Source organism: Streptomyces sp. rh34 (assembly GCF_002551245.1).
In the GTDB taxonomy this organism is placed as follows: domain Bacteria; phylum Actinomycetota; class Actinomycetes; order Streptomycetales; family Streptomycetaceae; genus Streptomyces.
The window spans coordinates 1-21693 of the sequence record NZ_NTGZ01000124.1 but is presented as its reverse complement, the minus strand read 5'-3'; the positions used below and the strand labels follow the sequence as shown (position 1 = coordinate 21693).

The window sequence follows — 21693 nt, the reverse complement described above, 5'->3', positions numbered from 1 at the left end:
GGCCCGAGCCGGTCGAGGCGGCGCCCGCCGAGGCCCCGGCCGCGGAGGCCCCCGAGGCTCCGGTCGAGGCCGCGCCCCAGGGGCGCCCGCGCCGTCGGGCCACCCGTAAGGCGACCGCCCCGGCGGGTTCGCCGAAGCAGGCCGAGGCCGCGGAGCCGGTCCGGCCGGCCGAGCCCACCGCGGACCCGGTCGCGGTCGAGGACCCGGTCGTCGAGGCGCCCGCCGCCGAGACCCCGGCGCCCGAGACCCCGGAGGCTCCGGCGGAGAAGGCCCCCGAGGCCGAGGCCCCCGTGGCCGCCCCGCCGCGCGCCCGGCGCCGGGTGACCCGTAAGGTCACCGCGCCCGCGGGCTCGCCCACCGGGTCGGACGACGCGGAGGTCGTCGTGGTCGCTTCGGCGCCCGAGACGAAGGCCGCGGAATCCGATGGCCGGGACGCCGAGGGAGCAACGGAATCCGGAACTTCGGAATCCGAATCCGCGGAACAGGCCCCGGCGAAGAAGACGGCCCGCAAGGCCGCGGCCAAGAAGGCCCCGGCGAAGAAGGCGGTCGCCAAGAAGACCGTCGCGAAGAAGTCCGCCGCCAAGAAGACGACGGCCAAGACGGCCGCCAAGAAGACGACGAAGAAGACCGTCGCCGCTGAGCAGTCGTCGCCGTCCGTAACGGCGTCCGCGCCTTCCGTGGAGGGCGAGTCGTCGGCCGGCTGATGAATCCGTAACCGGTTGTTCATCTTCAGGTGTCCCGCTCCGAGCTCATCGGGGCGGGACACCTGCTTTGTTTCACAATTGATGCAGGGGTCGGTTAACGGGCCCGAAATGGGCCGAGAAATCCCTGATAATGTGACGACGGTTGCCATACGTGTGAGCGTTCTTCACGAAAACTACGGTTGGTGACAAGGCCCGGCGAAGATACCGACCGGGTCGGATTCCTCGGCAGGGCGTCGGCATCGCGCCGGTGGGGTTACGCGCGGCCTCGGCAAGACGTCCCGCACCTCGGAGCTCTGCCTGGTAACGAGCTCTTGCGGTGTTCAAGGAGGACGTTCATGACGAGCATCAACGAGCAGCCGATCCCTGCTGCCCGCCCAGTCATCGGGGAAGACGAGATCGAAGCCGCGGTACGCGTGCTGCGCAGCGGTCGCGTCGTGCAGGGCCCGGAGGTCGCGGCCTTCGAGGAAGGCTTCTCCCGCCTGGTCGACGACCGGCACTGCGTCGCCGTCAACTCGGGGACCTCGGCGCTGCACCTGCTGCTGCTCGCCCTGGGTATCGGCCCCGGAGACGAGGTGATCGTCCCCTCCTTCTCCTTCGCCGCCTCCGCGAACGCGGTCCGCCTCGTCGGCGCCGACGTGGTGTTCGCCGACATCGAGCCGGACAGCTTCGGCCTCGACCCGGCGGCGGTCGAAGCCGCGATCACGCCGCGCACCGCCGCGATCATGCCGGTGCACCTCTACGGTCACCCCGCGGCGATGGACAAGCTCATGCCCATCGCCGACAAGCACCGGCTCGCCGTCGTCGAGGACGCCTGCCAGGCCCACGCCGCGGCGCTGAACGGCACCCCCGTCGGCGCGTTCGGCGCGGGCGGCACCTTCAGCTTCTACCCGACCAAGAACATGCACTCCCTCGAGGGCGGCATGGTCACCACGGCCGACGCCGAACTGGCCCGCACCCTGCGCCTGCTGCGCAACCAGGGCATGGAGCAGCGGTACGCCAACGAGATCGTCGGCGCCAACATGCGGATGACCGACGTGTCCGCCGCCGTCGGCCGCGTACAGCTCGGCAAGGTGGAGGCCTGGACCGAGCAGCGCCGCGCCAACGCCGCGTACCTCGACGCCCACATCACCGCGCCGGCCGTCACCACGCCGTCGGTGGCCGAGGGCGCCCGGCACGTCTACCACCAGTACACCGTGCGGATCAGCGGCGACCGGGACGCCGCGATGGCGAAGCTCACCGAGGCGGGCATCGGCAACGCGGTCTACTACCCGACGCCGATCCACCGGCTCAAGCCCTACTGGGAGCCGGACCAGAAGGCCGGCCGCACCTGGGACCTGCCCGAGACCGAGCGGGCCGCCGCCGAGGTCGTCTCGCTGCCGGTCCACCCCTCGCTCACCGAGGGCGACCTGGAGCGGATCGTCGCCGCCGTGAACTCCCTGGGAGGGAACCTGTGAGCGCCGTACTGAAGGCCGGGCTCGTCGGCCTCGGCTCCATGGGCCGCCACCACGCCCGCGTCCTCGCGAGCCTGGAGGGCGTCGAACTGGTCGGCGTCGTCGACCCGATGGGCGACAAGAACGGCTGGGCCCAGGGCGCCCCCGTCCTGTCCACCGTCGAGGAGCTCATCGCCCTCGGCATCGACTACGCCGTCGTGGCCTGCCCCACCGCGCTGCACGAGGAGGTCGGCCTCCAGCTCGCCGACGCCGGTGTCAGCGCCCTGATCGAGAAGCCGCTCGCCGACACCGTCGAGGGCGCCCGCCGCCTCGTCGACGCGTTCGAGTCGCGCGGCCTGGTGGCCGGCGTCGGCCACATCGAACGCTGCAACCCGGCCCTGCTCTCGCTCCGCGCCCGCCTGGAGGCCGGCGAGCTGGGCGACGTCTACCAGGTCGTCACGCGCCGCCAGGGCCCCTTCCCGCACCGGATCGCCGACGTCGGCGTGGTCAAGGACCTGGCCACCCACGACATCGACCTGACGGGCTGGGTCACCGGTCAGGCCTACACCTCGATCGCCGCCCACACCGTCTCCAAGTCCGGCCGCCCGCACGAGGACATGGTCTCCGCCGTGGGCCAGCTGTCCGACGGCACGATGGTCAACCACCTGGTCAACTGGCTGAGCCCGCTCAAGGAGCGCTTCACCTCGGTCACCGGCGAGCGCGGCTGCTTCATCGCCGACACCCTCACCGCCGACCTCACCTTCCACTCCAACGCCGCGGTCACCACCGAATGGGAGGCGCTGCGCGCCTTCCGCGGGGTCTCCGAGGGCGACATGATCCGCTACGCCATCCCCAAGCGCGAGCCGCTGCTCGTCGAGCACGAGCTGTTCCGCGATGCTGTGCGGGGCGGGCCCGCCGATATCTGCACGCTGCGGCAGGGGCTTCGTACGGTCGAGGTGGCCGCGGCGGTGCTGCGTTCGGCGTCGACCGGGCTCTCGGTCTCGTTGAAGGACGAGGACCTCTCCTCCGCGGGGGTGGCCAGTTGACCGAGCCGGCGGTCACGGTCGTCGTTGCCGTGTACAACACCATGCCCTACCTCACCGAGTGCCTGAACTCGCTCGTGGGGCAGAGCATCGGCAGGGAGCGGCTCGAGGTCATCGCCGTGGACGACGGTTCCACGGACGGCAGCGGCCAGGAACTGGACCGGTTCGCGGCGCTGTATCCCGGCACGGTCAAGGTCATCCACCAGGCGAACTCCGGTGGCCCGGCTGCTCCCAGCAACCGGGCCCTGGAGATCGCCACAGGTCGCTATGTCTACTTCATCGGCTCCGACGACTACCTCGGCGAGGAGGCGCTGGAGCGCATGGTCTCCTACGCCGACGAGCACGACTCCGACGTGGTCATCGGGAAGATGGTCGGCACGAACGGCCGGTACGTCCATCAGAAGCTGTACAACGGGAACCACCCCGACATCAGCCTCTACGAGTCGGCCCTGCCCTACACCCTCGCGAACACCAAGCTCTTCCGCCGCGAGCTGGTCGAGAAGCACGGGCTCCGGTTTCCCGAGGACCTGCCGGTCGGCAGCGATCAGCCATTCACCATCGAGGCATGCGTACGGGCCCGGAGAATCTCCGTGCTCTCCGACTACACCTGCTACTACGCGGTCAAGCGCGGCGACGCGAGCAACATCACCTACCGGGCCGACCATCTGGCCCGCCTCCGGTGCACCGCACAGATCATGCGTCACACCGCCGGCCTGATCGAGGCGGGCCCGCGGCGGGACGCCGTCTTCAAGCGGCACTTCGAGTGGGAGCTGTCCAAGCTTCTGCAGAAGGACTTCCCCCTGCTCGACGCCGGCACCCAGCGTCGGGTGTGCGACGGCTTGGCCCAGCTTCTGGACGCCTACTTCACCGACGGTCTGCGCGATGCCACGGGTGTGAAGCGGCGGGTCCGGTTCGCCCTCGCCCGGCGCGGTGCCGTCGAAGAGCTGTGCCGTGCCATCACGGACGAGGCCGAGCACGGGGCGCCGCCCTTCCTCGTCGAGGGCGACCGCGCCTTCGCCGCGTACCCGGGCTTCCGGGACCCCGAGGTCGGTCTGGACGACAGAGAGTACGAAGTGCTCGGCGAATCCGTCGCCGGCCGGCTCGCGACGGGCACGAAGCTGGAGTCGGCCGACTGGGAGCAGCACGGCACGGAGCTGTCCTGCGTCGTGAGGCTGCGCGTCGGCATCACCGGCGACACGTCCTCGGCCGTTGTCGCCCTGGCTCATGGCGCCATGCCGCAGAGCGCCGACAAGCCCGGCGCCCGCAAGCTCCCGGGGGACGCCGCACGCCCGAAACGCGTCGGTACGCTCACCGCCGACCCGGCCGGGGACGGCGGCACCCTGCTGACCGCCCGTATCCCGCTGGAGCCCACGCGCACCAAGAGGGGCGTCCGCCTGTACGTGGACGTGGCGGGCTCCCCGTACGAGATCCCGGTCCGCACCGAGGGGCAGCCGATGCCGCTGGCACGCCGCTGGGGGACCACCGACCCCCACCGCGTGGCGGCGAACACCAACACCAAGGGCCGGCTCGTGATCACGACAGCTCCCCTGCGGGAGCCGAAGTCCGGCGTGGGCGCACGGGTGCGCCGCACGCTGTCCAGGTCGAAGAGGAAGTAACCCGATGAATATCTGTGTAGTCGCGCTCGGCAAGATCGGACTTCCGCTCGCCGTGCAGTTCGCCGCCAAGGGCCACGAGGTCATCGGCGCGGACGTCAACGAGAAGGTCGTCGAACTCGTCAACGCGGCCACCGAGCCGTTCCCCGGCGAGCACGACCTCGACCGCCTGCTCAAGGAGACCGTCGGCGCCGGCCTGCTCTCCGCGACGACGGACACCACGGCCGCTGTGGCCGCGTCCGACGCCGTGGTCGTCGTCGTCCCCCTCTTCGTGGACGCCGAGGGCACCCCCGACTTCGGCTGGATGGACTCCGCCACCAAGGCCATCGCGGCGGGCCTGAAGCCCGGCACCCTGGTCAGCTACGAGACCACGCTGCCGGTCGGCACCACCCGTACCCGCTGGGCGCCGATGCTGGCCGAGGGCTCGGGCCTGACCCCCGGCGAGGACTTCCACCTGGTCTTCTCCCCGGAGCGGGTGCTCACCGGCCGGGTCTTCGCCGACCTGCGCCGCTACCCCAAGCTCGTCGGCGGCATCGACGAGGCGTCCGCCGCGGCGGGCGTCGCCTTCTACGAGGCCGTCCTGGACTTCGACGAGCGCGAGGACCTGCCCCGCCCCAACGGCGTCTGGGACCTCGGCACGGCGGAGGCCTCCGAGCTGGCGAAGCTCGCCGAGACCACCTACCGCGACGTCAACATCGGCCTGGCCAACCAGTTCGCCCGGTTCGCCGACCAGAACGACATCGACGTCAAGAAGGTCATCGAGGCCTGCAACAGCCAGCCCTACAGCCACATCCACCAGCCCGGCATCGCCGTCGGCGGCCACTGCATCCCGATCTACCCGCGGATGTACCTGTGGAACGACCCGGAGGCGACCGTGGTGCGCTCGGCCCGCGAGGCCAACGCCGCGATGCCCGCGTACGCCGTCGACCTGCTGGCCGCCGCCTACGGCGACCTGGACGGCGCCGGGGTCCTGGTTCTGGGCGCGGCCTACCGCGGTGGCGTCAAGGAGACCGCGTTCTCCGGCGTCTTCGGCGTCGTCGAGGCCCTGAAGGCGCGGGGCGCGGTGCCCTTCGTCTCGGACCCGATGTACACCCCCGAGGAGCTGACCGCCCTCGGCCTCGTCCCGCACGACAGCCACCAGGCCGTCACGGCCGCGATCCTCCAGGCCGACCACGCCGAGTACCGCGAGCTGTCCGCCGCCGACCTCCCGGACGTCCGCGTCCTGGTCGACGGCCGACGCACCACGGACCCGGCCAACTGGGCGGGCGTGCGCCGCGTCGTCATCGGCGGCTGAACCGATATGTCCGAGATAGCTCAGTTTGTCGTGTAAGGATTGAAGCATGTCAACATCTGTAGCCCGCCCCAAACTTGCCGTCATCGTCGCCAACGGCATCAGCGGGGACTCCCGGGTGCAGAAGACGGCGCTCGCCGCGGCGCGCGCCGGGTGGGACGTCACTCTCATCGGCCGCAGCTCGTCCAAGCACACCGAGCGTTCCTGGTTCGGACCGGTCAAGGTGGTACGGGTGCCGGTCGCCTCGCACATCAAGCGCCGCGTGGCGGCCCGGGCCGCCCACGGGAGTGCCCGTGCTCAGCTGACGCAGTTCGGGATCAAGGACCGTGCCGCGCTGGAGCAGTTGCGTGCCGCGCACGGCGCCTGGGTACGGGAGACGACCGCGAGGATCGGGTGGCTGAGCCAGGCCCCGGCCTACAGCGCCCCGGCCGCCGTGGGTCTCAAGGCAGTGGTGCGAGCCCGGCGCAGCGCGCACAAGCTGCGGTTGAAGGCGTACAAGTGGGAAGAGCGGCGCAAGCCCGAGCAGCAGCCCACCGGCGAGTGGCGCAAGGACTGGCCGGCCCTGCTCGACCTGGACCTCGCGTTCGGTCCCGTCATCGAGAAGCTCGCGCCCGACGTCATCCACGCCAACGACATCACCGCCATCAACCTGGGGGCCATGGCGGCCGCGCGGCTTCGGGCGAGCGGGCGCAAGTGCGTCTGGCTCTACGATGCCCACGAGTACGTCGCGGGAGTCGAGTGGCCCCAACCCCGGATGGACAGCGCCTTCCCCGCCGTGGAGAAGGAGTTCATCGCCAAGGCCGACGCGGTGGTGACGGTCTCCCCGGAGATCGCCGAGGTCATCCGCGAGGACTACGGTCTGGCCAGGACACCTCTCGTGGTCCGCAACACTCCGATCCGCGAGACGATCGGCGGGGCCGGCGGCCGGGTGTCGGTCCGTCAGGCGTGCGGCCTGGACGACGGCGTTCCGCTGCTCGTGTACTCCGGCTGGATCTCCTCCGAGCGCGGCCTCGGCGCAGCCGTGGAGGGCCTGGCCCAGCTGCCCGGCTACCACCTGGCGATCGTCGCGGGCAAGCGCAGCCCGGAGCTGGTCAGGCTGCTCGCCCTGGCCGAGGAGACCGGCGTACGGGACCGTATCCACGTGGTGCCCTACGTGGCCCAGCACGAGGTGGCGGACTATCTCTCCACCGCCGATCTCGGACTGATCTGCTCCCAGCGGACGATCAACTACGAGTTGTCGCTGCCGACCAAGACGGCCGAGTACCTGCACGCGGGACTGCCGATCATCGCCAGCGATGTGAAGACCCTCAGCGCGTTCGTGCGGGAGCACGGTGTCGGCGAGGTGTTCGTCTCCGGCGACGCGGGCTCGTTCGTCGAAGCCGTCACCCGCGGTCTCGCGCGCGCCGCGGACATGAGGGAGCACATCACCGACGCCATACTCACCGAGCTCTCCTGGGAGCATCAGTGCGAGGGCCTGATGGCGCTCTACAGCGAGATCTCGGGACTCACGCCGCCTCCCGCCGAGCCGGGCTTCTCCTGGGAGGCCGTCGAGCGGCCGGTCACCGGCGCCGCCGAGGCCGAGGAGCCGCGCGAGCAGCTGGAGCGAGGCTGGACCCCGCTCGGCAAGACCCCGATCAAGCTCGGTCTCGGCCCGGCGAACTACGCCGGACAGCTCGCCGCGTTCGCGCAGGCCGTCACCCGTGAACGCGCCGACGTCTCGGCGGAAGTGGTCAAGCACCGTACGGCGCGGACCCACGACTACCCGGCAGACGTCTACGTCGAGGGCAAGGCACTCAAGAACCTCGACGTCCAGCTCGAACAGGTGCAGCGGATCGTGCCGCGCTACACGCACCTCATCGCCGATGCCTTCCGTCCCGTCTTCGGCGGGCTCAACGGCGACAGCATCGAGGGCGACCTGCCCGCGCTCCGCCACGGCAAGGTGAAGGTCGCGCTGCTCGCCCACGGCAGCGAGGTCCGCGACCCCGCGCTCCACCGGAAGCGCAACCCGTACTCCCTCTTCCGCGACGCCCCCGAAGGTTACGAGGAGAAGCTCGCCGCCATTGCGGAGCAGAATCGTCGCATCGCGCGGGAGAGCGGGCTGCCGGTCTTCGTCACCACCCCTGATCTGCTGCTCGACCTGCCGATGGCGACCTGGGCACCGCTCGTCGTCGACGTCGATGCCTGGGCCTGCGACCGCCCCGTCATGGAGCGTGAGCGTCCGGTGGTCCTGCACGCTCCCTCCGCACGCTGGACCAAGGGCACCGACCGGGTGCTGCCGGTGCTCCAGGACCTCCACGACCGCGGCCGGATCGACTTCCGGCTGGCGGAGCAGGTCTCCTGGAACACGGTCCGGGAGATGGTGATGGAGGCGGACATCATCATCGACCAGTTCGCCATCGGTACGTACGGCACGTTCGCCTGCGAGGGAATGGCGGCGGGCAAGCCCGTCGTCGCGTACCTCGACAAGGAGTCGATCGCGGCATGCGGGGTGACCCCGCCGATCGTCAACGCCACACCGGAGACGCTGGACTCCGCCATGGAGGCCCTGCTCGCGGACCGTGAGGGCACGGCGCGGCTCGGCGTCGAGTCGGCCGCGTTCGCGCGGAAGTACCACGACGGCACCGCCACGGCGCGGGCCCTGGACGGCTTCCTGACCCGCTAGCCGCTCTCGCCGGCGAACCCGGCGCACGGAAAGAGGCTCCCCCGGCCGCGTCAGCCGGGGGAGCCTCTTCTCTCTGCGTGACGGGGCGGGGTCAGCCGCGCAGCGCCTGCTCCATCAGCTCCACGACCCGTACGGCCGCGGTGCCCTCGCCGTACGGGGTGCCGCGGTCGGTCCCTGGGGCAGGGCGGGTGGCCAGCGCCGCGAACGCGTCGGACGGCAGCTCGTGCGGGTCCGGTACGAGGACGTTCCAGCCGCCCTCCAGGGTCTCGACCCACTCGGTCTCGGGGCGGACCGTGGTGCAGGCCCTGCCGAGCAGGAACGCCTCCTTCTGCAGGCCGCCCGAGTCGGTGACCACTCCGGACGACGCCATCACCGCGGCGACCAGACCGGCGTACGGCAGCGGGCGACCGACGTGCACGCTGCCCTGGGCCAGCTTGATGCCGTGCTCCTCGGCGCGCGCCACCAGCCGCGGGTGGGCGAGCAGCGCAACCGGCACGGGCAGGGCGGCCAGTGCGGCCAGGATGGCCGAGAGCCGCTCCGGGTCGTCGGTGTTGTCCGGCCGGTGGAGCGTGGCGAGGAGGAACGGAGCGGTCGGGTCGATGCCCTCGGGCAGGGCCGGTGCGGGGTGATCCCCGGCGGCCACCGCGTCGCGGATACGCAGGCAGATGTCGACCATCACATCGCCCGCGAGCCGGGAACGCTCCGCCAGGCCCTCGTTGGCCAGGTGGCGCATGGCCTCCTCGGTGGGGGCGAGGAGCAGATCGGCACAGTGGTCGGTGAGGACCCGGTTGTGCTCCTCGGGCATCCGGCGGTTGAACGAGCGCAGTCCCGCCTCGAGGTGGGCGACCGGCAGATGCATCTTCACCGCGGACAGCGCACCGGCGACGGTGGAATTGGTGTCCCCGTAGACCAGGACCCAGTCCGGGCGTTCGTCCTCCAGCACTTTGTCCATGGCGGCGAGCACCGCTCCGGTCTGCACTCCGTGGCTTCCGGAACCCACGCCGAGGTGGACGTCCGGGGCGGGGATGCCGAGCCCGTCGAAGAACACATCGGACAGATCGGCGTCGTAGTGCTGGCCGGTGTGCACGATGACGTGCTGATGGGACGTGCCGGCGAAGGCCGCGGCGATGGGGGCGAGTTTCACGAGCTGCGGCCGTGCTCCGACGACGCTGAGGACCTTCACGTTGTTCTACTCCTTGGAGGCTTGCCGGGCCCGTTGCGGGCCACTCCCGATGGTACGTGGGCCCTTGCGGGGCAGGGGCACCGCGGGGTGCCGCGAGGCCGGTATGCTCGCTGGCTGCGGTATGTCTGCGGCGGGGAGAAGGCCGTGACGGCGGCTATCAGGAAAGGCGCGTACATGGAGCCCGACAGCACCACGCGGCACAAGTCCCGGGGACGAGTCGTCATGCTTGTGGACAACGGGGTCAAAGGCGACTCCCGGGTCCAGAAGGCGGCCAGGTCCGCGGCGGACGCCGGATGGGACGTCGTGCTCTTCGGAGTCTCCCCGAACAGCGAGAAGCACTCCTGGAAGATCGGCGACGCCGAGGTGCGCCTGATCCCCAAGCCCAACCCGCTCAGGCCGCGCCGGCACGACCTGCGCCGCCCCTTCCCGCGCCGCCCGCTCGCCTACCGGTCCCCCCAGGTGGCGCGCTACCGGGTGCAGGCGGCCAAGGCGTGGCGCTCGGACCTGAGCTTCCGGCAGGCGGCCGCGAAGGCCGCGGCGGCCGGGCACCCGGGCCGCAGCGCGAGCGGATCCAAGGGGCGGCTCCTGGTGCCGCGGGTGAGCGCCAAGATCTACGGCAAGTGGGTCGCGCTGCGCGCCCGTGAGACGACGAACCTGCAAGAGCGCCGGTCGATGCTGGACGCCCCGCTCGACCGGGGCACGACCGCCCTGTGGCAGAAGCTGATGGGGCAGCGCTCCTGGCGCCGCCTGATGCCGAACCTGTGGGACTTCGAGCTGGCCTTCGCCAAGCACATCGACGCCCTGAAACCCGACCTCATCCACGCCCACGACTTCAAGATGCTCGGTGTCGGCGCTCGTGCCGCCGTGCGCGCCCGGGCGGCCGGACGACCCGTGAAGCTCGTCTGGGACGCCCATGAGTACGTCCCCGGCCTCCCCCCGCGTCACGGCCGCTGGCTGCCCGCCCACGTGGCGTGGGAGAAGGAGCACGCCGTGTTCGCCGACGCGGTGGTCACCGTCTCCCCGGCCCTCGCGGAGCTGCTCAAGGAGGGCCATCAGCTGACCGAGCTGCCGACGGTCGTGCTGAACGCCCCGGTGCTGTCGCCGGGTGCGGACGAGGTGGCGGGGGCGGACCCCGTACCGGACCTGCGGGAGCTGTGCGGCGTCGGCCCGGACACTCCGCTGCTCGCGTACGTCGGTGGCATCAACCCCGTGCGCGGGGTGGAGACGATCATCGAGGGCCTCGCCCGGATGCCGGACGTGCACGTCGCCATGGTCTCCGTACCGCCGGGCAAGCCGTACGCGGCGACGGCCACGATCCGCAAGCTCGTCGCCCAGCTCGGGGTCGGCGACCGGGTGCACTTCCTGCCGTTCGTCCCGCACTGGCAGGTCGCCGAGTTCGTGGCCCCGGCCGACGCCGCCGTCAGCCCGCTGCACCACCTGGCCAACCACGAGCTGGCGCTGAGCAACAAGTTCTTCGAGTATTCGCAGGCGCGGCTTCCCCAGATCGTCAGCGATATCCGCACGATGTCCGAGATGGTCACCTCGACGGGGCAGGGTGAGGTCTTCCGTGCCCAGGACACCGACGACTACGTGCGTGCGGTGAAGGCCGTACTGGCCGATCCCGAGCGCTACCGGGCGGCGTACGACAAGCCGGGCCTGCTGGAGAAGTGGACCTGGGAGGCGCAGGCGGAGGTGCTCGACGGCATCTACGACCGTCTGCTGCCGGACCGCCCCAGGGTGCCCGCGGCGTCCTCGGAGCCCAAGGCCGACGCTCGCGCCTGAGGGCCGCATGCCGAGGGCCCCGTACCGGTATCCGGTACGGGGCCCTCGGCATGTTCGGCCGCGACGCCTCAGAGCTTCGTGCGCAGCCAGCGCACGGAGGGCCTTTCGACCCAGCGGTGCACCAGCCAGGACAGCACCAGCAGGACCGCCACGGTGACGCCGAGCGTGGGCCATGCGCCCAGTCGGCCGTACAGGATGCGGATCATGGCCCAGCCGAGCTCCTCGTGGAGCAGGTACAGCGGGTACACCAGTGCCCCGGCGGTGGCGAGCCAGCGCCACTGGAGTCGGTCGAACCAGTGCAGCGCCACCGCGAGCACGAGGAGATAGGAGACCGTCACCAGGGCCAGGGCCACGTACGGGCTCCGGTCGAAGCCCAGATCGTCCCGCAGTCGGTCCCCGTGTTCCACGAGGTCGCTCTGCATGGTCAGCCAGCTCATGCCGAGGAGCAGCCACAGCTTCAGGTCGGGCCCGAAGCGGTACATCAGGTACATGGTGATGCCGGCGACGAACAGAGAGGTGTTCAGGGCCGGGGCGAGCGTGGGCAGCAGGGGCACATTGGCGTACTGCTGGATCAGCACGGACAGGATCAGCCAGGACCAGCAGAAGATGTAGACGCGCTGGAAGGTGATCGGCTTCAGCAGTACGACGAGGAAGACCAGGTAGAAGCAGAGCTCCAGCCAGAGCGTCCAGTAGGCGCCGACCATGTGCTGTGCCTTCATCGGCACCTGGAACATCGTCAGGTTCGTCAGGGCGTCGCTGAAGCTGGGAGACGTGCGGATCCCGTCCGGCAGCAGCCGGTACACAGCGAGCGCGACGATCACGGAGAACCAGTAGGCGGGGAAGAGCCGCAGGAACCGGGCCCGGACGAACTGCCCCGGAGTGCGGCCCCAGGCCGACAGACAGATGACGAAGCCGCTGATGATGAAGAAGAGCTGGACTCCGTACGAGCCGTACTTCGCGAAGGGGAAGAGCCAGGGGAACAAATCCCGGGGGTTCTCGCCCCAGTTCACCGCTGACGCCTTGTCGATCCCCGCGAAGTGGAACGCGAGCACGGCCAGCGCCGCCACGACCCTCAGGGCATCGAGTGCGTAGAGCCGTAGCGGCGGATTCCGGGACCGGTCGCCTTGGTTCTCCGAGGCGGGGGCAGGTGCCGGAATCTCCGATCGCTCCTCGCTCGGCGGGGGCGCGTCGGTCTTGGCTGACAGGGAAGGAAAGTTCACTGACTCATCGTCGGACGTTCAAGCCCGGTTTTGGGGAGAATGCCTCCGATCGAGATCAAAAGGCGACCGAGTTCGCAGGAGCTACGCGGCCGACTCGATGAGCACCCCGTCCCTGTCCTCGTACAGCGCCCCGCTCTGCGGGCACTCCCATACCCCCGGCTCGCCCTCGCGCTCCACCAGGCGCACCCCGCTGCGGCCGACCCAGCCGATCTGCCGGGCGGGCACACCGACGACCAGGGCGAAGTCCGGGACGTCCTTGGTGACCACGGCGCCGGCCGCGACCATCGACCACCGGCCCACACGGACCGGCGCGACGCAGACCGACCGGGCGCCCAGTGACGCGCCTTCGGCGACCTTCACGCCGACCGCCTCCCAGTCGCCGCCGCGCTTCTGCTTGCCGTCCGGGTCGACCGACCGCGGGTTGTGGTCGTTGGTGAGAACGACGGCGGGACCGACGAAGACGCCGTCGCCGAGCTCGGCAGGCTCGTACACGAGGGCGTAGTTCTGCAGCTTCACGTTGTCGCCGATGCGCACACCAGTGCCGACGTACGCGCCACGGCCGACGACGCAGCCCTCGCCGAGCCTGGCTCCCTCGCGGATCTGCGCCAGCTCCCAGACGCTGCTGCCCGCTCCGATCTCGGCGGTCTCGTCGACCTGGGCGGTGGGCTGGACCCTGTAATTCACGGCATGCCTTTCGGAGAGCTGATGCGCCACAAAAGCATAAGGCGGGCGGTCCGCCGCCTCCCCGGCCGGAGGCCCGCCCCCGGCTCCTCGCCCCGGTTTGACCCCCACACCCCCGCCCCGTAACCTTGCCCTTCGGTGTGTTTCCTTAACGCGCCTACCCCTGAGCACATCCCTCCCGGTAACGGTCGGTGTTCGCGCCGTCCGCCAGGAGAGGCCGCTCATCCTTCCGGATCGTCCCGGGCCCCGGCCCGTGCGAGCGGCTGGCATCAGGGGATCCGTTCCGAGCGAGAGAGAGATCCGCGTGTACGCCATCGTGCGCAGCGGTGGTCGCCAGCACAAGGTTGCTGTCGGCGACATCGTTGAAGTTGACAAGATTCCCACCGCCAAGGTTGGCGACACGGTCGAGCTCTCGACCCTGCTCGTTGTCGACGGTGACGCGGTCACCAGCGACCCGTGGGTGCTGGACGGCATCAAGGTCACGGCCGAGATCGTCGACCACCACAAGGGCGCGAAGATCGACATCCTTCGCTACAAGAACAAGACCGGCTACCGCCGTCGCCAGGGTCACCGCCAGCAGTACACGGCGATCAAGGTCACCGGTATCCCCGCGGCTGCGAAGTAAGGGACTGAGAACACATGGCACACAAGAAGGGCGCATCGTCCACTCGGAACGGGCGCGATTCCAATGCTCAGCGGCTCGGCGTGAAGCGCTTCGGCGGTCAGGCCGTCAACGCCGGTGAGATCCTGGTCCGCCAGCGCGGCACCCACTTCCACCCGGGCACGGGCGTCGGCCGTGGCGGCGACGACACGCTGTTCGCACTGGCCGCCGGTGCGGTGGAGTTCGGTACGCACCGTGGCCGCAAGGTCGTGAACATCGTTCCGCTCGCCGTCTGATTTCCTCTCAGCGCGCGCAGAACGACACACAGCACCTTCCGAGGGCGGATCTCAGCTTTCCCGGCGAACGGGGAAGCGGGTCCGCCCTCGGCGTGTTACGACAGAGACATTCCGTATTTTTCTGCTGTACCTGGAGGCACCAACCATGACCACCTTCGTGGACCGCGTCGAGCTGCATGCCGCCGCGGGTAACGGAGGCCACGGCTGCGCCTCCGTCCACCGTGAGAAGTTCAAGCCGCTGGGAGGCCCCGACGGGGGCAACGGCGGACGCGGCGGCGATGTGATCCTCGTCGTCGAGCAGTCCGTGACCACGCTGCTGGACTACCACCACAGCCCCCACCGCAAGGCCACCAACGGCCAGCCCGGCGCCGGCGACAACCGCTCCGGCAAGGACGGCCAGGACCTGGTCCTGCCCGTCCCCGACGGCACCGTGGTACTCGACAAGGCCGGGAACGTGCTCGCCGACCTCGTCGGCCAGGGCACCACCTTCGTGGCCGGTCAGGGCGGCCGCGGCGGCCTCGGCAACGCGGCGCTGGCCTCGGCCCGACGTAAGGCTCCGGGCTTCGCGCTGCTCGGCGAGCCGGGGGAGAGCCGGGACATCGTCCTGGAGCTCAAGACCGTCGCCGACGTGGCCCTCGTGGGTTACCCGAGCGCGGGCAAGTCCTCGCTGATCTCGGTGCTCTCCGCGGCCAAGCCGAAGATCGCGGACTACCCGTTCACCACCCTCGTGCCGAACCTCGGCGTCGTCACCGCCGGCTCGACCGTCTACACCATCGCGGACGTCCCCGGGCTCATCCCCGGCGCCAGCCAGGGCAAGGGCCTCGGCCTGGAGTTCCTGCGGCACGTCGAGCGCTGCTCGGTGCTCGTGCACGTCCTGGACACCGCGACCCTGGAGTCCGACCGCGACCCCGTCTCCGACCTCGACATGATCGAGGAGGAGCTGCGGCTGTACGGGGGCCTGGAGAACCGGCCCCGCATCGTCGCCCTCAACAAGGTCGACATCCCGGACGGCCAGGACCTCGCCGACATGATCCGCCCCGACCTGGAGGCCCGCGGCTACCGCGTCTTCGAGGTCTCCGCGATCGCGCACAAGGGCCTCAACGAGCTCTCCTACGCCCTCGCCGGGATCATCGCCGAGGCGCGCGCCGCCAAGCCGAAGGAGGAGGCGACCCGCATCGTCATCCGCCCCAAGGCCGTCGACGACGCGGGCTTCACCGTCGTCCTGGACGACGAGGGCATCTACCGGGTGCGCGGCGAGAAGCCCGAGCGCTGGGTGCGCCAGACCGACTTCAACAACGACGAGGCCGTCGGCTACCTCGCCGACCGGCTCAACCGCCTCGGCGTCGAGACAGCCCTGATGAAGGCGGGCGCCCGGGCCGGCGACGGAGTCGCGATCGGCCCCGAGGAGAACGCGGTCGTGTTCGACTGGGAGCCGACCGTGACCGCGGGCGCCGAGATGCTCGGCCGCCGGGGCGAGGACCACCGCCTGGAGGAGCCGCGCCCCGCCGCGCAGCGCCGCCGGGACCGCGACTCCGAGCGCGACGACGCGGAGAAGGAATACGACGAGTTCGACCCCTTCTAAGGCCGGTCCGCTTCCCAGGCCTGTCCGCGTCCCCAGGCCTGTGCGCCGAACGGCCCGTCTCTCCGGAGGCGGGCCGTCCGGTAGCCTCGGGCCGGGCGTCGGCGGTTTTCGCCGGTCACGCCGGGTGTACGTGCTGCGGATGTGCGGATTGAGCAACACATCTGTGGGGTCGGTCACCCCGGGCGACCGACCCTGAGCGCCCAACCTCCCTGGCCAGAGGGTGAACTGCGGGTATCCGCAGGACGATCGGCGGACGACGTCCACCTTGCGAGACGGTCACGGAGAGTGCGACCATCACACTGTTCCCCCGTCATAGCAAGGTAGGTCGTCTGTGTCTGTGCCGCATGAAGCCAAGCCCCGGACCACAGCGGTCGTGCTCGCCGGTGGGACCGGCCAGCGCGTGGGCCTGTCGATCCCCAAGCAGTTGCTGAAGATCGCCGGCAAGGCCGTCATCGAGCACACGCTGACCATCTTCGAGAACGCCGAGAGCATCGACGACGTCATCGTGCTGATGGCGCCCGGTTTCGTGCCCGACGTCGAGAAGATCGTCGCGAAGGCCGGACTGACCAAGGTCACCCGGATCATCGAGGGCGGCAGCACCCGCAACGAGACCACCGAGCGTGCCATCGCGGCCCTCGGCGAGGGCCTCGCCGAGGGCGAGGACCGCAACGTCCTCTTCCATGACGCGGTGCGCCCCCTGCTGTCACAGCGTGTGATCACGGACTGCGTCGACGCGCTGGACCGCTACCAGGCCGTCGACGTCGCCATCCCGTCCGCGGACACGATCATCGTGACCCGCACGCACGGTGAGGACGGCGAGTTCATCACCGAGGTGCCCGACCGCTCCCGGCTGCGCCGCGGCCAGACGCCGCAGGCCTTCAAGCTCTCCACGATCCGCAGGGCGTACGAGGTCGCGGCGGGCGACCCCAACTTCCAGGCCACCGACGACTGTTCGGTGGTCCTCAAGTACCTCCCCGACGTGCCGATCTACGTGGTCGCGGGCGACGAGTACAACATGAAGGTGACCCAGCCGGTCGACGTCTTCATCACCGACAAGCTCTTCCAGCTGGCCTCCACCGCCGCCCCGCGCCAGGCCGACGAGGCCGCCTACCGGGAGCTCCTCACCGGCAAGACCCTCGTCGTCTTCGGCGGTTCGTACGGCATCGGCGCCGACATCGCGTCCCTGGCCGAGGCCTACGGCGCGAACGTCTACGCGCTGGGCCGCTCCACCACCGGTACGCACGTGGAGAACCCGGAGCACGTGGACGACGCGCTCTCCAAGGCGTACGGCGAGACCGGGCGTATCGACTACGTCATCAACACCGCGGGCGTGCTGCGGATCGGCAAGCTGGCCGAGACCGACAACACGACGATCCAGGAAGCGCTCAACGTCAACTACCTGGCCCCCGTCCAGATCGCCCGCGCCTCGTACAAGTACCTCGCCGAGACCCAGGGCCAGCTGCTGCTCTACACCTCCAGCAGCTACACCCGGGGCCGCGCCGAGTACAGCCTCTACTCCTCCACCAAGGCCGCGATGGTCAACCTCACCCAGGCGCTCGCCGACGAGTGGGCGGGCGAGGGCATCCGCGTCAACTGTGTGAACCCGGAGCGCACCGCGACCCCGATGCGCACCAAGGCGTTCGGCCAGGAGCCGGAGGGTTCGCTCCTCTCCTCGGAGGCCGTGGCACGCACCTCGCTGGACGTCCTGCTCTCCGCCCTGACCGGACACGTCATCGACGTACGGCAGCAGGACCCGACGGCGGGAGCCGCCGAGTCCTCCGGCTTCGAGCAGGCCCTGGCCTCCGTGCTGGACCGTCAAGCAGATGTGTAATAATTCTTGACAAATGTGTTTTTCCGGGCCTCTGTTGTCGCTTTGTGCGATGGCAGAGGCCCGAATGCGTGAAGCCGCACCTTCACATTTCCGCCTATACGTGAATCAACCGGCACCCCTTGGAGCAGGTTCTTCGTGATCTCGACAGCCATTCGCCTGGCCCGTGTGGGCAGCAGGTCGGAACTGGCGGCAGCGTTGTTGATGGGGCTGGGATATCCCTGCGTCATGCTCGCCGCGCTCATTCCCCACATCTGGTTCTTCGCGGCGGCCACCGCTGTCACGTACGCCGCCGACTGGTATCTGCATCAGAAGGGGAGTTATCTGGTCAACCGCCTGGGCAAGGTGCGCGCCGGGCTGTCGATCCGCTTCCTGCTGCGGCAGCTGATGGTCATCCTGCTGCTGGCCCGGCTGGATCTCGCCGAGGAGCCGCTGTTCTACTCGGCGGTCGCCTGCTTCCTGCTCTTCTACGGGCTCCAGGCACCGCACGGCGCCCTGACGACCCTGATCCGGCTCCGCCGCACCATGCCGGTCGTCACCCGCAACGTGGACCTGCACGCGGTCCGTATCCCCGACGCCCCGCCCGGCGCGCTGCTGCGGCGCTCCGCCGAGAAGATGCTGCACCTCGACATGCCGGCCGTGGCGGGCATCCTGATCGCCGCCGGGACCGGTGAGGACGTCATCGGCTACGCGGGCATCGGCCTGACGCTGCTGCTGGCCCTGCTCTACCTCGGGGCGCTCGTGCCGTACATCCGCCGCGGCCGGCTGGCGCCTCCGGTCCCCGCCGTGCTCAAGGCGGTCGACAGCTGGCTGCGCGATTACCAGCCGACCGTGGTGCTCTACTTCTCCGGCTCGAACGAGTCCGCCTACCAGGGCAACATGTGGCTGGAGACCATGGCACGGGTCGAGGGCCGGCCGCTGATCATCATGCGGGAGCGCGGTCTGGTCCCGCAGCTGTCCGAGACCTCCGTCCCGGTCATCTGCGTCCCCGCGGGCACCCACCTGATGAACCTGGACCTCTCCACCGTCCGGGTCTGCCTGTATCCCGCCAACGTCGGCAAGAACATCCACATCCTGCGGGTCCCGACGATGAAGCACGTCTTCATCGGCCACGGCGACAGTGACAAGCTCGCCAGCGTCAACCCGTACTCCAAGGTCTACGACGAGGTCTGGACCGCGGGCCGGGCCGGCCGCGACCGGTACGCGCTGGCCGACGTGGGCGTCCTCGACCGGGACATCGTCGAGGTCGGCCGTCCGCAGCTGGAGCCCATCAAGAGCTGGACGGGCGCCGTCAAGAACCCCATCCCGACCGTGCTGTACGCGCCGACCTGGGAGGGCTGGGACGACAACCCGGGCAACACCTCCCTGCTGCTGGCGGGCGAGAACATCGTGCGGCGGCTGCTGAACGCCGCCGACCCGGTCCGGATCATCTACAAGCCGCACCCCTTCACCGGCATCCGCAGCGGCAAGGCCAAGGCCGTCGACGTCCGGATCCGGGCGATGCTGGAGAAGGCGGCCGCCGAGCGCGCGGCCGACCCCCGCTGGGCGAAGGAGGCCTCATCGGCCGCCGCGGGGCAGAGCGCGGCCAAGGCCGAGCTGACCGGGATCGAGGCGCGGCTCGCGCAGCTCGCGGCCACCGGCCGCGCGGGCGGCGACGACGCGGAGGAGTCGCGGCTCTCGCTCGCCGACCCTGCCCGCGAGGCGGAGGCCGCCCGGCTGCGGATCGAGTGGAACGACGCCTACTGGCGCTCCTTCGGCTGGTGGGAGCACCGTACGGTGACCGGCGCGCAGCCCAAGCTGTACGACTGCTTCAACGAGTCCGACGCCATGGTTTCGGACATTTCCAGTGTGGTCTCCGACTTCATCGCGAGCGGCAAGCCGTACGCGGTCACCGACTCCGCCGCGCTCGGAGCCGAGGAGTTCAAGCGGCAGAACACCGCGGTGCGCGCCGCGGTCATCCTGTCCAACGGCGCCGAGGAGCTCGACGCGCTGCTGGCCGCGGTGGCCGACCCGGCGGCGGACACGCTGGCGGACGCCCGCCGCGAGCTGAAGACCTATCTCCTGGGGCCGGACGAGCCGACGTCCATGGAGCAGTTCAACGCCGCGGTACGGGCGCTGGCCGCCAAGGCCGACGCCCGCAACCTGGGCGTCGCCCAGCGGCTCGGCGACCAGTCCGTGGCGGTGCCGGACGAGGAGGCCGTCACCAGCGGCGTCGGAACCGGCGATCCGCAGGCGGTGGCCGAGGCCGACGCCACGGCTGACCCGGACGCACCGGAGGCCGACGCACCGGAGGCCGACCCGGCGGAGGCGGAGACCGCCCTCGCCGAGGGGTCCTCGTCCGTGCGCTGAGCGAGGTACGGACACGTGGGCAAGGTATGGCCGAGTGGGCGACATACGGCCGATCGCCGCACATCTGATCGAACTGGCTGAAAAGCAGGCAACTTCGATCACGACCCGTACGTCTCTCCTGGGGGAGGGATGTACGGGTCGTTCGGCATGCGGATGCGCAAAGGGTGCAGAGTCGGGCAATCTGCCTTCTTTCGTGATCGAATCGACAGGTGCACATGGCCGACATGCCCAGGAAGAACGACGAGCCCGATGTCAGTGTGATCATCGGAGCTTATGACGCGATGCCCTACCTGGTCCGGTGCCTGGAGTCCGTCGAGGCGCAGACCATCGGCGCGGACCGCATGGAGATCGTCGCGATCGACGACGGCTCCACCGACGACACCGGCGCCTGTCTGGAGGAGTTCGCCGCCCGGACCGCGATTCCCATGAGGGTCGTCCGGCAGGCGAATTCCGGCGGGCCCAGCGGGCCGCGCAATCGGGGCCTCGGCCTTGCTCGCGGCCGGTACGTCTTCTTTCTCGACGCGGACGACTATTTCGGCGAGGAAGCCCTGGAACGCATGGTCTCCATGGGGGACCGGGCCGGCACGGACGTGGTGCTCGGGAAGATCGTCGGCGTCAATCGCGGTGCCGCGAAATCAATGTGGAAAGAGACCGTCGAACGCGCCGACCTGTATTCCTCCAACGTCAAATTCACGTTGAGCGCGCAGAAACTGTTCCGGCGCGACCTCCTCGTGCGCCTCGGCATGACCTTCGACGAGAAGCTGAAGACGGGCGAGGACGCCCTGTTCACGATGGAGGCGTATCTGCGCGGCAACGGGATCTCCGTCGTCGCCGACTACACCTGCTACTACCTGGTGGGCCGTGAGGACCGCAACCAGATGACCAAGAAGGGCAGCTACCGGCGCCGCTTCGACTCGGCCCGCGCCCTCATGGAACTCATCGCCGAGTACGTGCCCCCGGGGTCCCGGCGCGACGCCCTGATGGTGCGGCCCTTCGTCATCACGCTGCTGCCCCAGTTCGGCCCCGGGCTGGTCAAGCAGAAGGCCGAGGTCCGCGAGCGGAAGATGGCGCTCGCCGCCCCCCTGATGAAGGCGTACTGGACGCCGGGGCTCGGCCGCAACCTCAAGGTGAACGAACGGCTGCGGCTGATGTGCCTCGCCGAGGGCCGGCTCGACCTGCTCCTGGACATCGCTGCCTTCCTGCGCGACGGGAAGGAGCCCGAACTCGTCCGCCGTGGGAACCCGCCCCGTCTCCACCTCGCCTACCCGCACTTCGGGGAGAGCTCCGTACTCCCCGACCGGGCCTACGAGGTGACCGTCACGGAATGGGTCGGCGGACGGCGGATCGAGGCGCCGCGGGACAAGCCCCGCCTCTCCGTCGCCCGGCGCGCGGTGCGCAAGGCCCGCCGGGCGCTGCTCAGCGCCTGTC

General features: G+C 70.2%; 15 protein-coding genes and 1 pseudogene. 13 read left to right on the top strand and 3 right to left on the bottom strand.

All coding sequences use genetic code 11. From position 1 onward, the window contains the following. The 6 genes and pseudogenes from CR470_RS22120 to CR470_RS22095 all read left to right on the top strand — a co-directional run. Positions 1-704, top strand: a pseudogene (locus tag CR470_RS22120) (ribonuclease E/G); the annotation flags it as partial. Between the two features lie 335 nt (positions 705-1039). Further along, on the top strand, positions 1040-2158 hold the full coding sequence (locus CR470_RS22115; RefSeq protein WP_097869294.1) for a DegT/DnrJ/EryC1/StrS family aminotransferase: 1119 nt from the start codon (positions 1040-1042) through the stop codon (positions 2156-2158). Then, the gene (locus CR470_RS22110; protein WP_097869293.1) at positions 2155-3180 is read left to right on the top strand and encodes a Gfo/Idh/MocA family protein; all 1026 of its coding nucleotides are present in this window, start codon (positions 2155-2157) and stop codon (positions 3178-3180) included. Before CR470_RS22115 ends, CR470_RS22110 begins: the two co-directional genes overlap by 4 nt. Beyond that, positions 3177-4793, top strand: coding sequence for a glycosyltransferase family 2 protein (locus tag CR470_RS22105; protein WP_097869292.1), 1617 nt, complete (start codon positions 3177-3179; stop codon positions 4791-4793). Before CR470_RS22110 ends, CR470_RS22105 begins: the two co-directional genes overlap by 4 nt. 4 nt (positions 4794-4797) lie before the next feature. Then, a complete protein-coding gene (locus CR470_RS22100) occupies positions 4798-6084 on the top strand; it encodes a nucleotide sugar dehydrogenase (RefSeq protein WP_097869291.1) in 1287 nt (428 codons plus the stop codon). A 46-nt stretch (positions 6085-6130) separates the two neighbouring features. Further along, complete coding sequence (locus CR470_RS22095; RefSeq protein WP_097869290.1) at positions 6131-8743, top strand: glycosyltransferase; 2613 nt, start codon at positions 6131-6133, stop codon at positions 8741-8743. 91 nt (positions 8744-8834) lie between these two features. Here the strand turns inward: CR470_RS22095 and wecB are convergent, their stop codons facing one another. After that, entirely contained in the window at positions 8835-9926 is a 1092-nt protein-coding gene (gene wecB, locus CR470_RS22090) for a non-hydrolyzing UDP-N-acetylglucosamine 2-epimerase (RefSeq protein ID WP_097869289.1), read from the bottom strand. A 174-nt stretch (positions 9927-10100) separates the two neighbouring features. Between wecB and CR470_RS22085 the strand changes: the two genes are divergently transcribed. Continuing rightward, positions 10101-11708, top strand: a complete 1608-nt coding sequence (locus CR470_RS22085) for a glycosyltransferase family 4 protein (RefSeq protein WP_097869288.1) — start codon at positions 10101-10103, stop codon at positions 11706-11708. A gap of 68 nt (positions 11709-11776) precedes the next feature. Here CR470_RS22085 and CR470_RS22080 read toward each other — a convergent pair whose 3' ends face one another. Together CR470_RS22080 and CR470_RS22075 are read right to left on the bottom strand one after the other, a co-directional pair. After that, positions 11777-12928: an acyltransferase family protein gene (locus tag CR470_RS22080; RefSeq protein WP_257138873.1), complete on the bottom strand. Its 1152-nt coding sequence runs from the start codon at positions 12926-12928 to the stop codon at positions 11777-11779. Between the two features lie 81 nt (positions 12929-13009). Beyond that, entirely contained in the window at positions 13010-13612 is a 603-nt protein-coding gene (locus CR470_RS22075; protein WP_097869287.1) for an acyltransferase, read from the bottom strand. 301 nt (positions 13613-13913) lie between these two features. On the opposite strand from CR470_RS22075, the gene rplU reads away from it, so the two are divergent. The 6 genes from rplU to CR470_RS22045 all read left to right on the top strand — a co-directional run. After that, positions 13914-14234, top strand: coding sequence for a 50S ribosomal protein L21 (gene rplU / locus CR470_RS22070; RefSeq protein ID WP_097869286.1), 321 nt, complete (start codon positions 13914-13916; stop codon positions 14232-14234). A 14-nt stretch (positions 14235-14248) separates the two neighbouring features. After that, positions 14249-14506 carry a 50S ribosomal protein L27 gene (gene rpmA / locus CR470_RS22065; protein ID WP_026291105.1) on the top strand — a complete coding sequence of 86 codons (258 nt, stop codon included), beginning with the start codon at positions 14249-14251 and terminating at the stop codon, positions 14504-14506. Between the two features lie 145 nt (positions 14507-14651). Next, positions 14652-16088, top strand: coding sequence for a GTPase ObgE (obgE, locus tag CR470_RS22060; protein WP_097869285.1), 1437 nt, complete (start codon positions 14652-14654; stop codon positions 16086-16088). Positions 16089-16419: 331 nt separating this feature from the next. Continuing rightward, the gene (locus CR470_RS22055; protein ID WP_097869284.1) at positions 16420-17919 is read left to right on the top strand and encodes a bifunctional cytidylyltransferase/SDR family oxidoreductase; all 1500 of its coding nucleotides are present in this window, start codon (positions 16420-16422) and stop codon (positions 17917-17919) included. A gap of 135 nt (positions 17920-18054) precedes the next feature. Continuing rightward, the gene (locus CR470_RS22050) at positions 18055-20265 is read left to right on the top strand and encodes a hypothetical protein (protein ID WP_097869283.1); all 2211 of its coding nucleotides are present in this window, start codon (positions 18055-18057) and stop codon (positions 20263-20265) included. A gap of 215 nt (positions 20266-20480) precedes the next feature. Continuing rightward, the coding region (locus CR470_RS22045) for a glycosyltransferase family 2 protein (RefSeq protein ID WP_107489492.1) at positions 20481-21693 on the top strand (1213 nt) is incomplete at its 3' end.

Excerpts from the sequence above, each read along its gene's own strand:
- CR470_RS22115 (WP_097869294.1), top strand. The coding sequence starts at position 1,040 with ATGACGAGCATCAACGAGCAGCCGATCCCTGCTGCCCGCCCAGTCATC.
- CR470_RS22100 (WP_097869291.1), top strand. The coding sequence starts at position 4,798 with ATGAATATCTGTGTAGTCGCGCTCGGCAAGATCGGACTTCCGCTCGCC.
- CR470_RS22095 (WP_097869290.1), top strand. The coding sequence starts at position 6,131 with ATGTCAACATCTGTAGCCCGCCCCAAACTTGCCGTCATCGTCGCCAAC.
- CR470_RS22085 (WP_097869288.1), top strand. The coding sequence starts at position 10,101 with ATGGAGCCCGACAGCACCACGCGGCACAAGTCCCGGGGACGAGTCGTC.
- rpmA (WP_026291105.1), top strand. The coding sequence starts at position 14,249 with ATGGCACACAAGAAGGGCGCATCGTCCACTCGGAACGGGCGCGATTCC.
- obgE (WP_097869285.1), top strand. The coding sequence starts at position 14,652 with ATGACCACCTTCGTGGACCGCGTCGAGCTGCATGCCGCCGCGGGTAAC.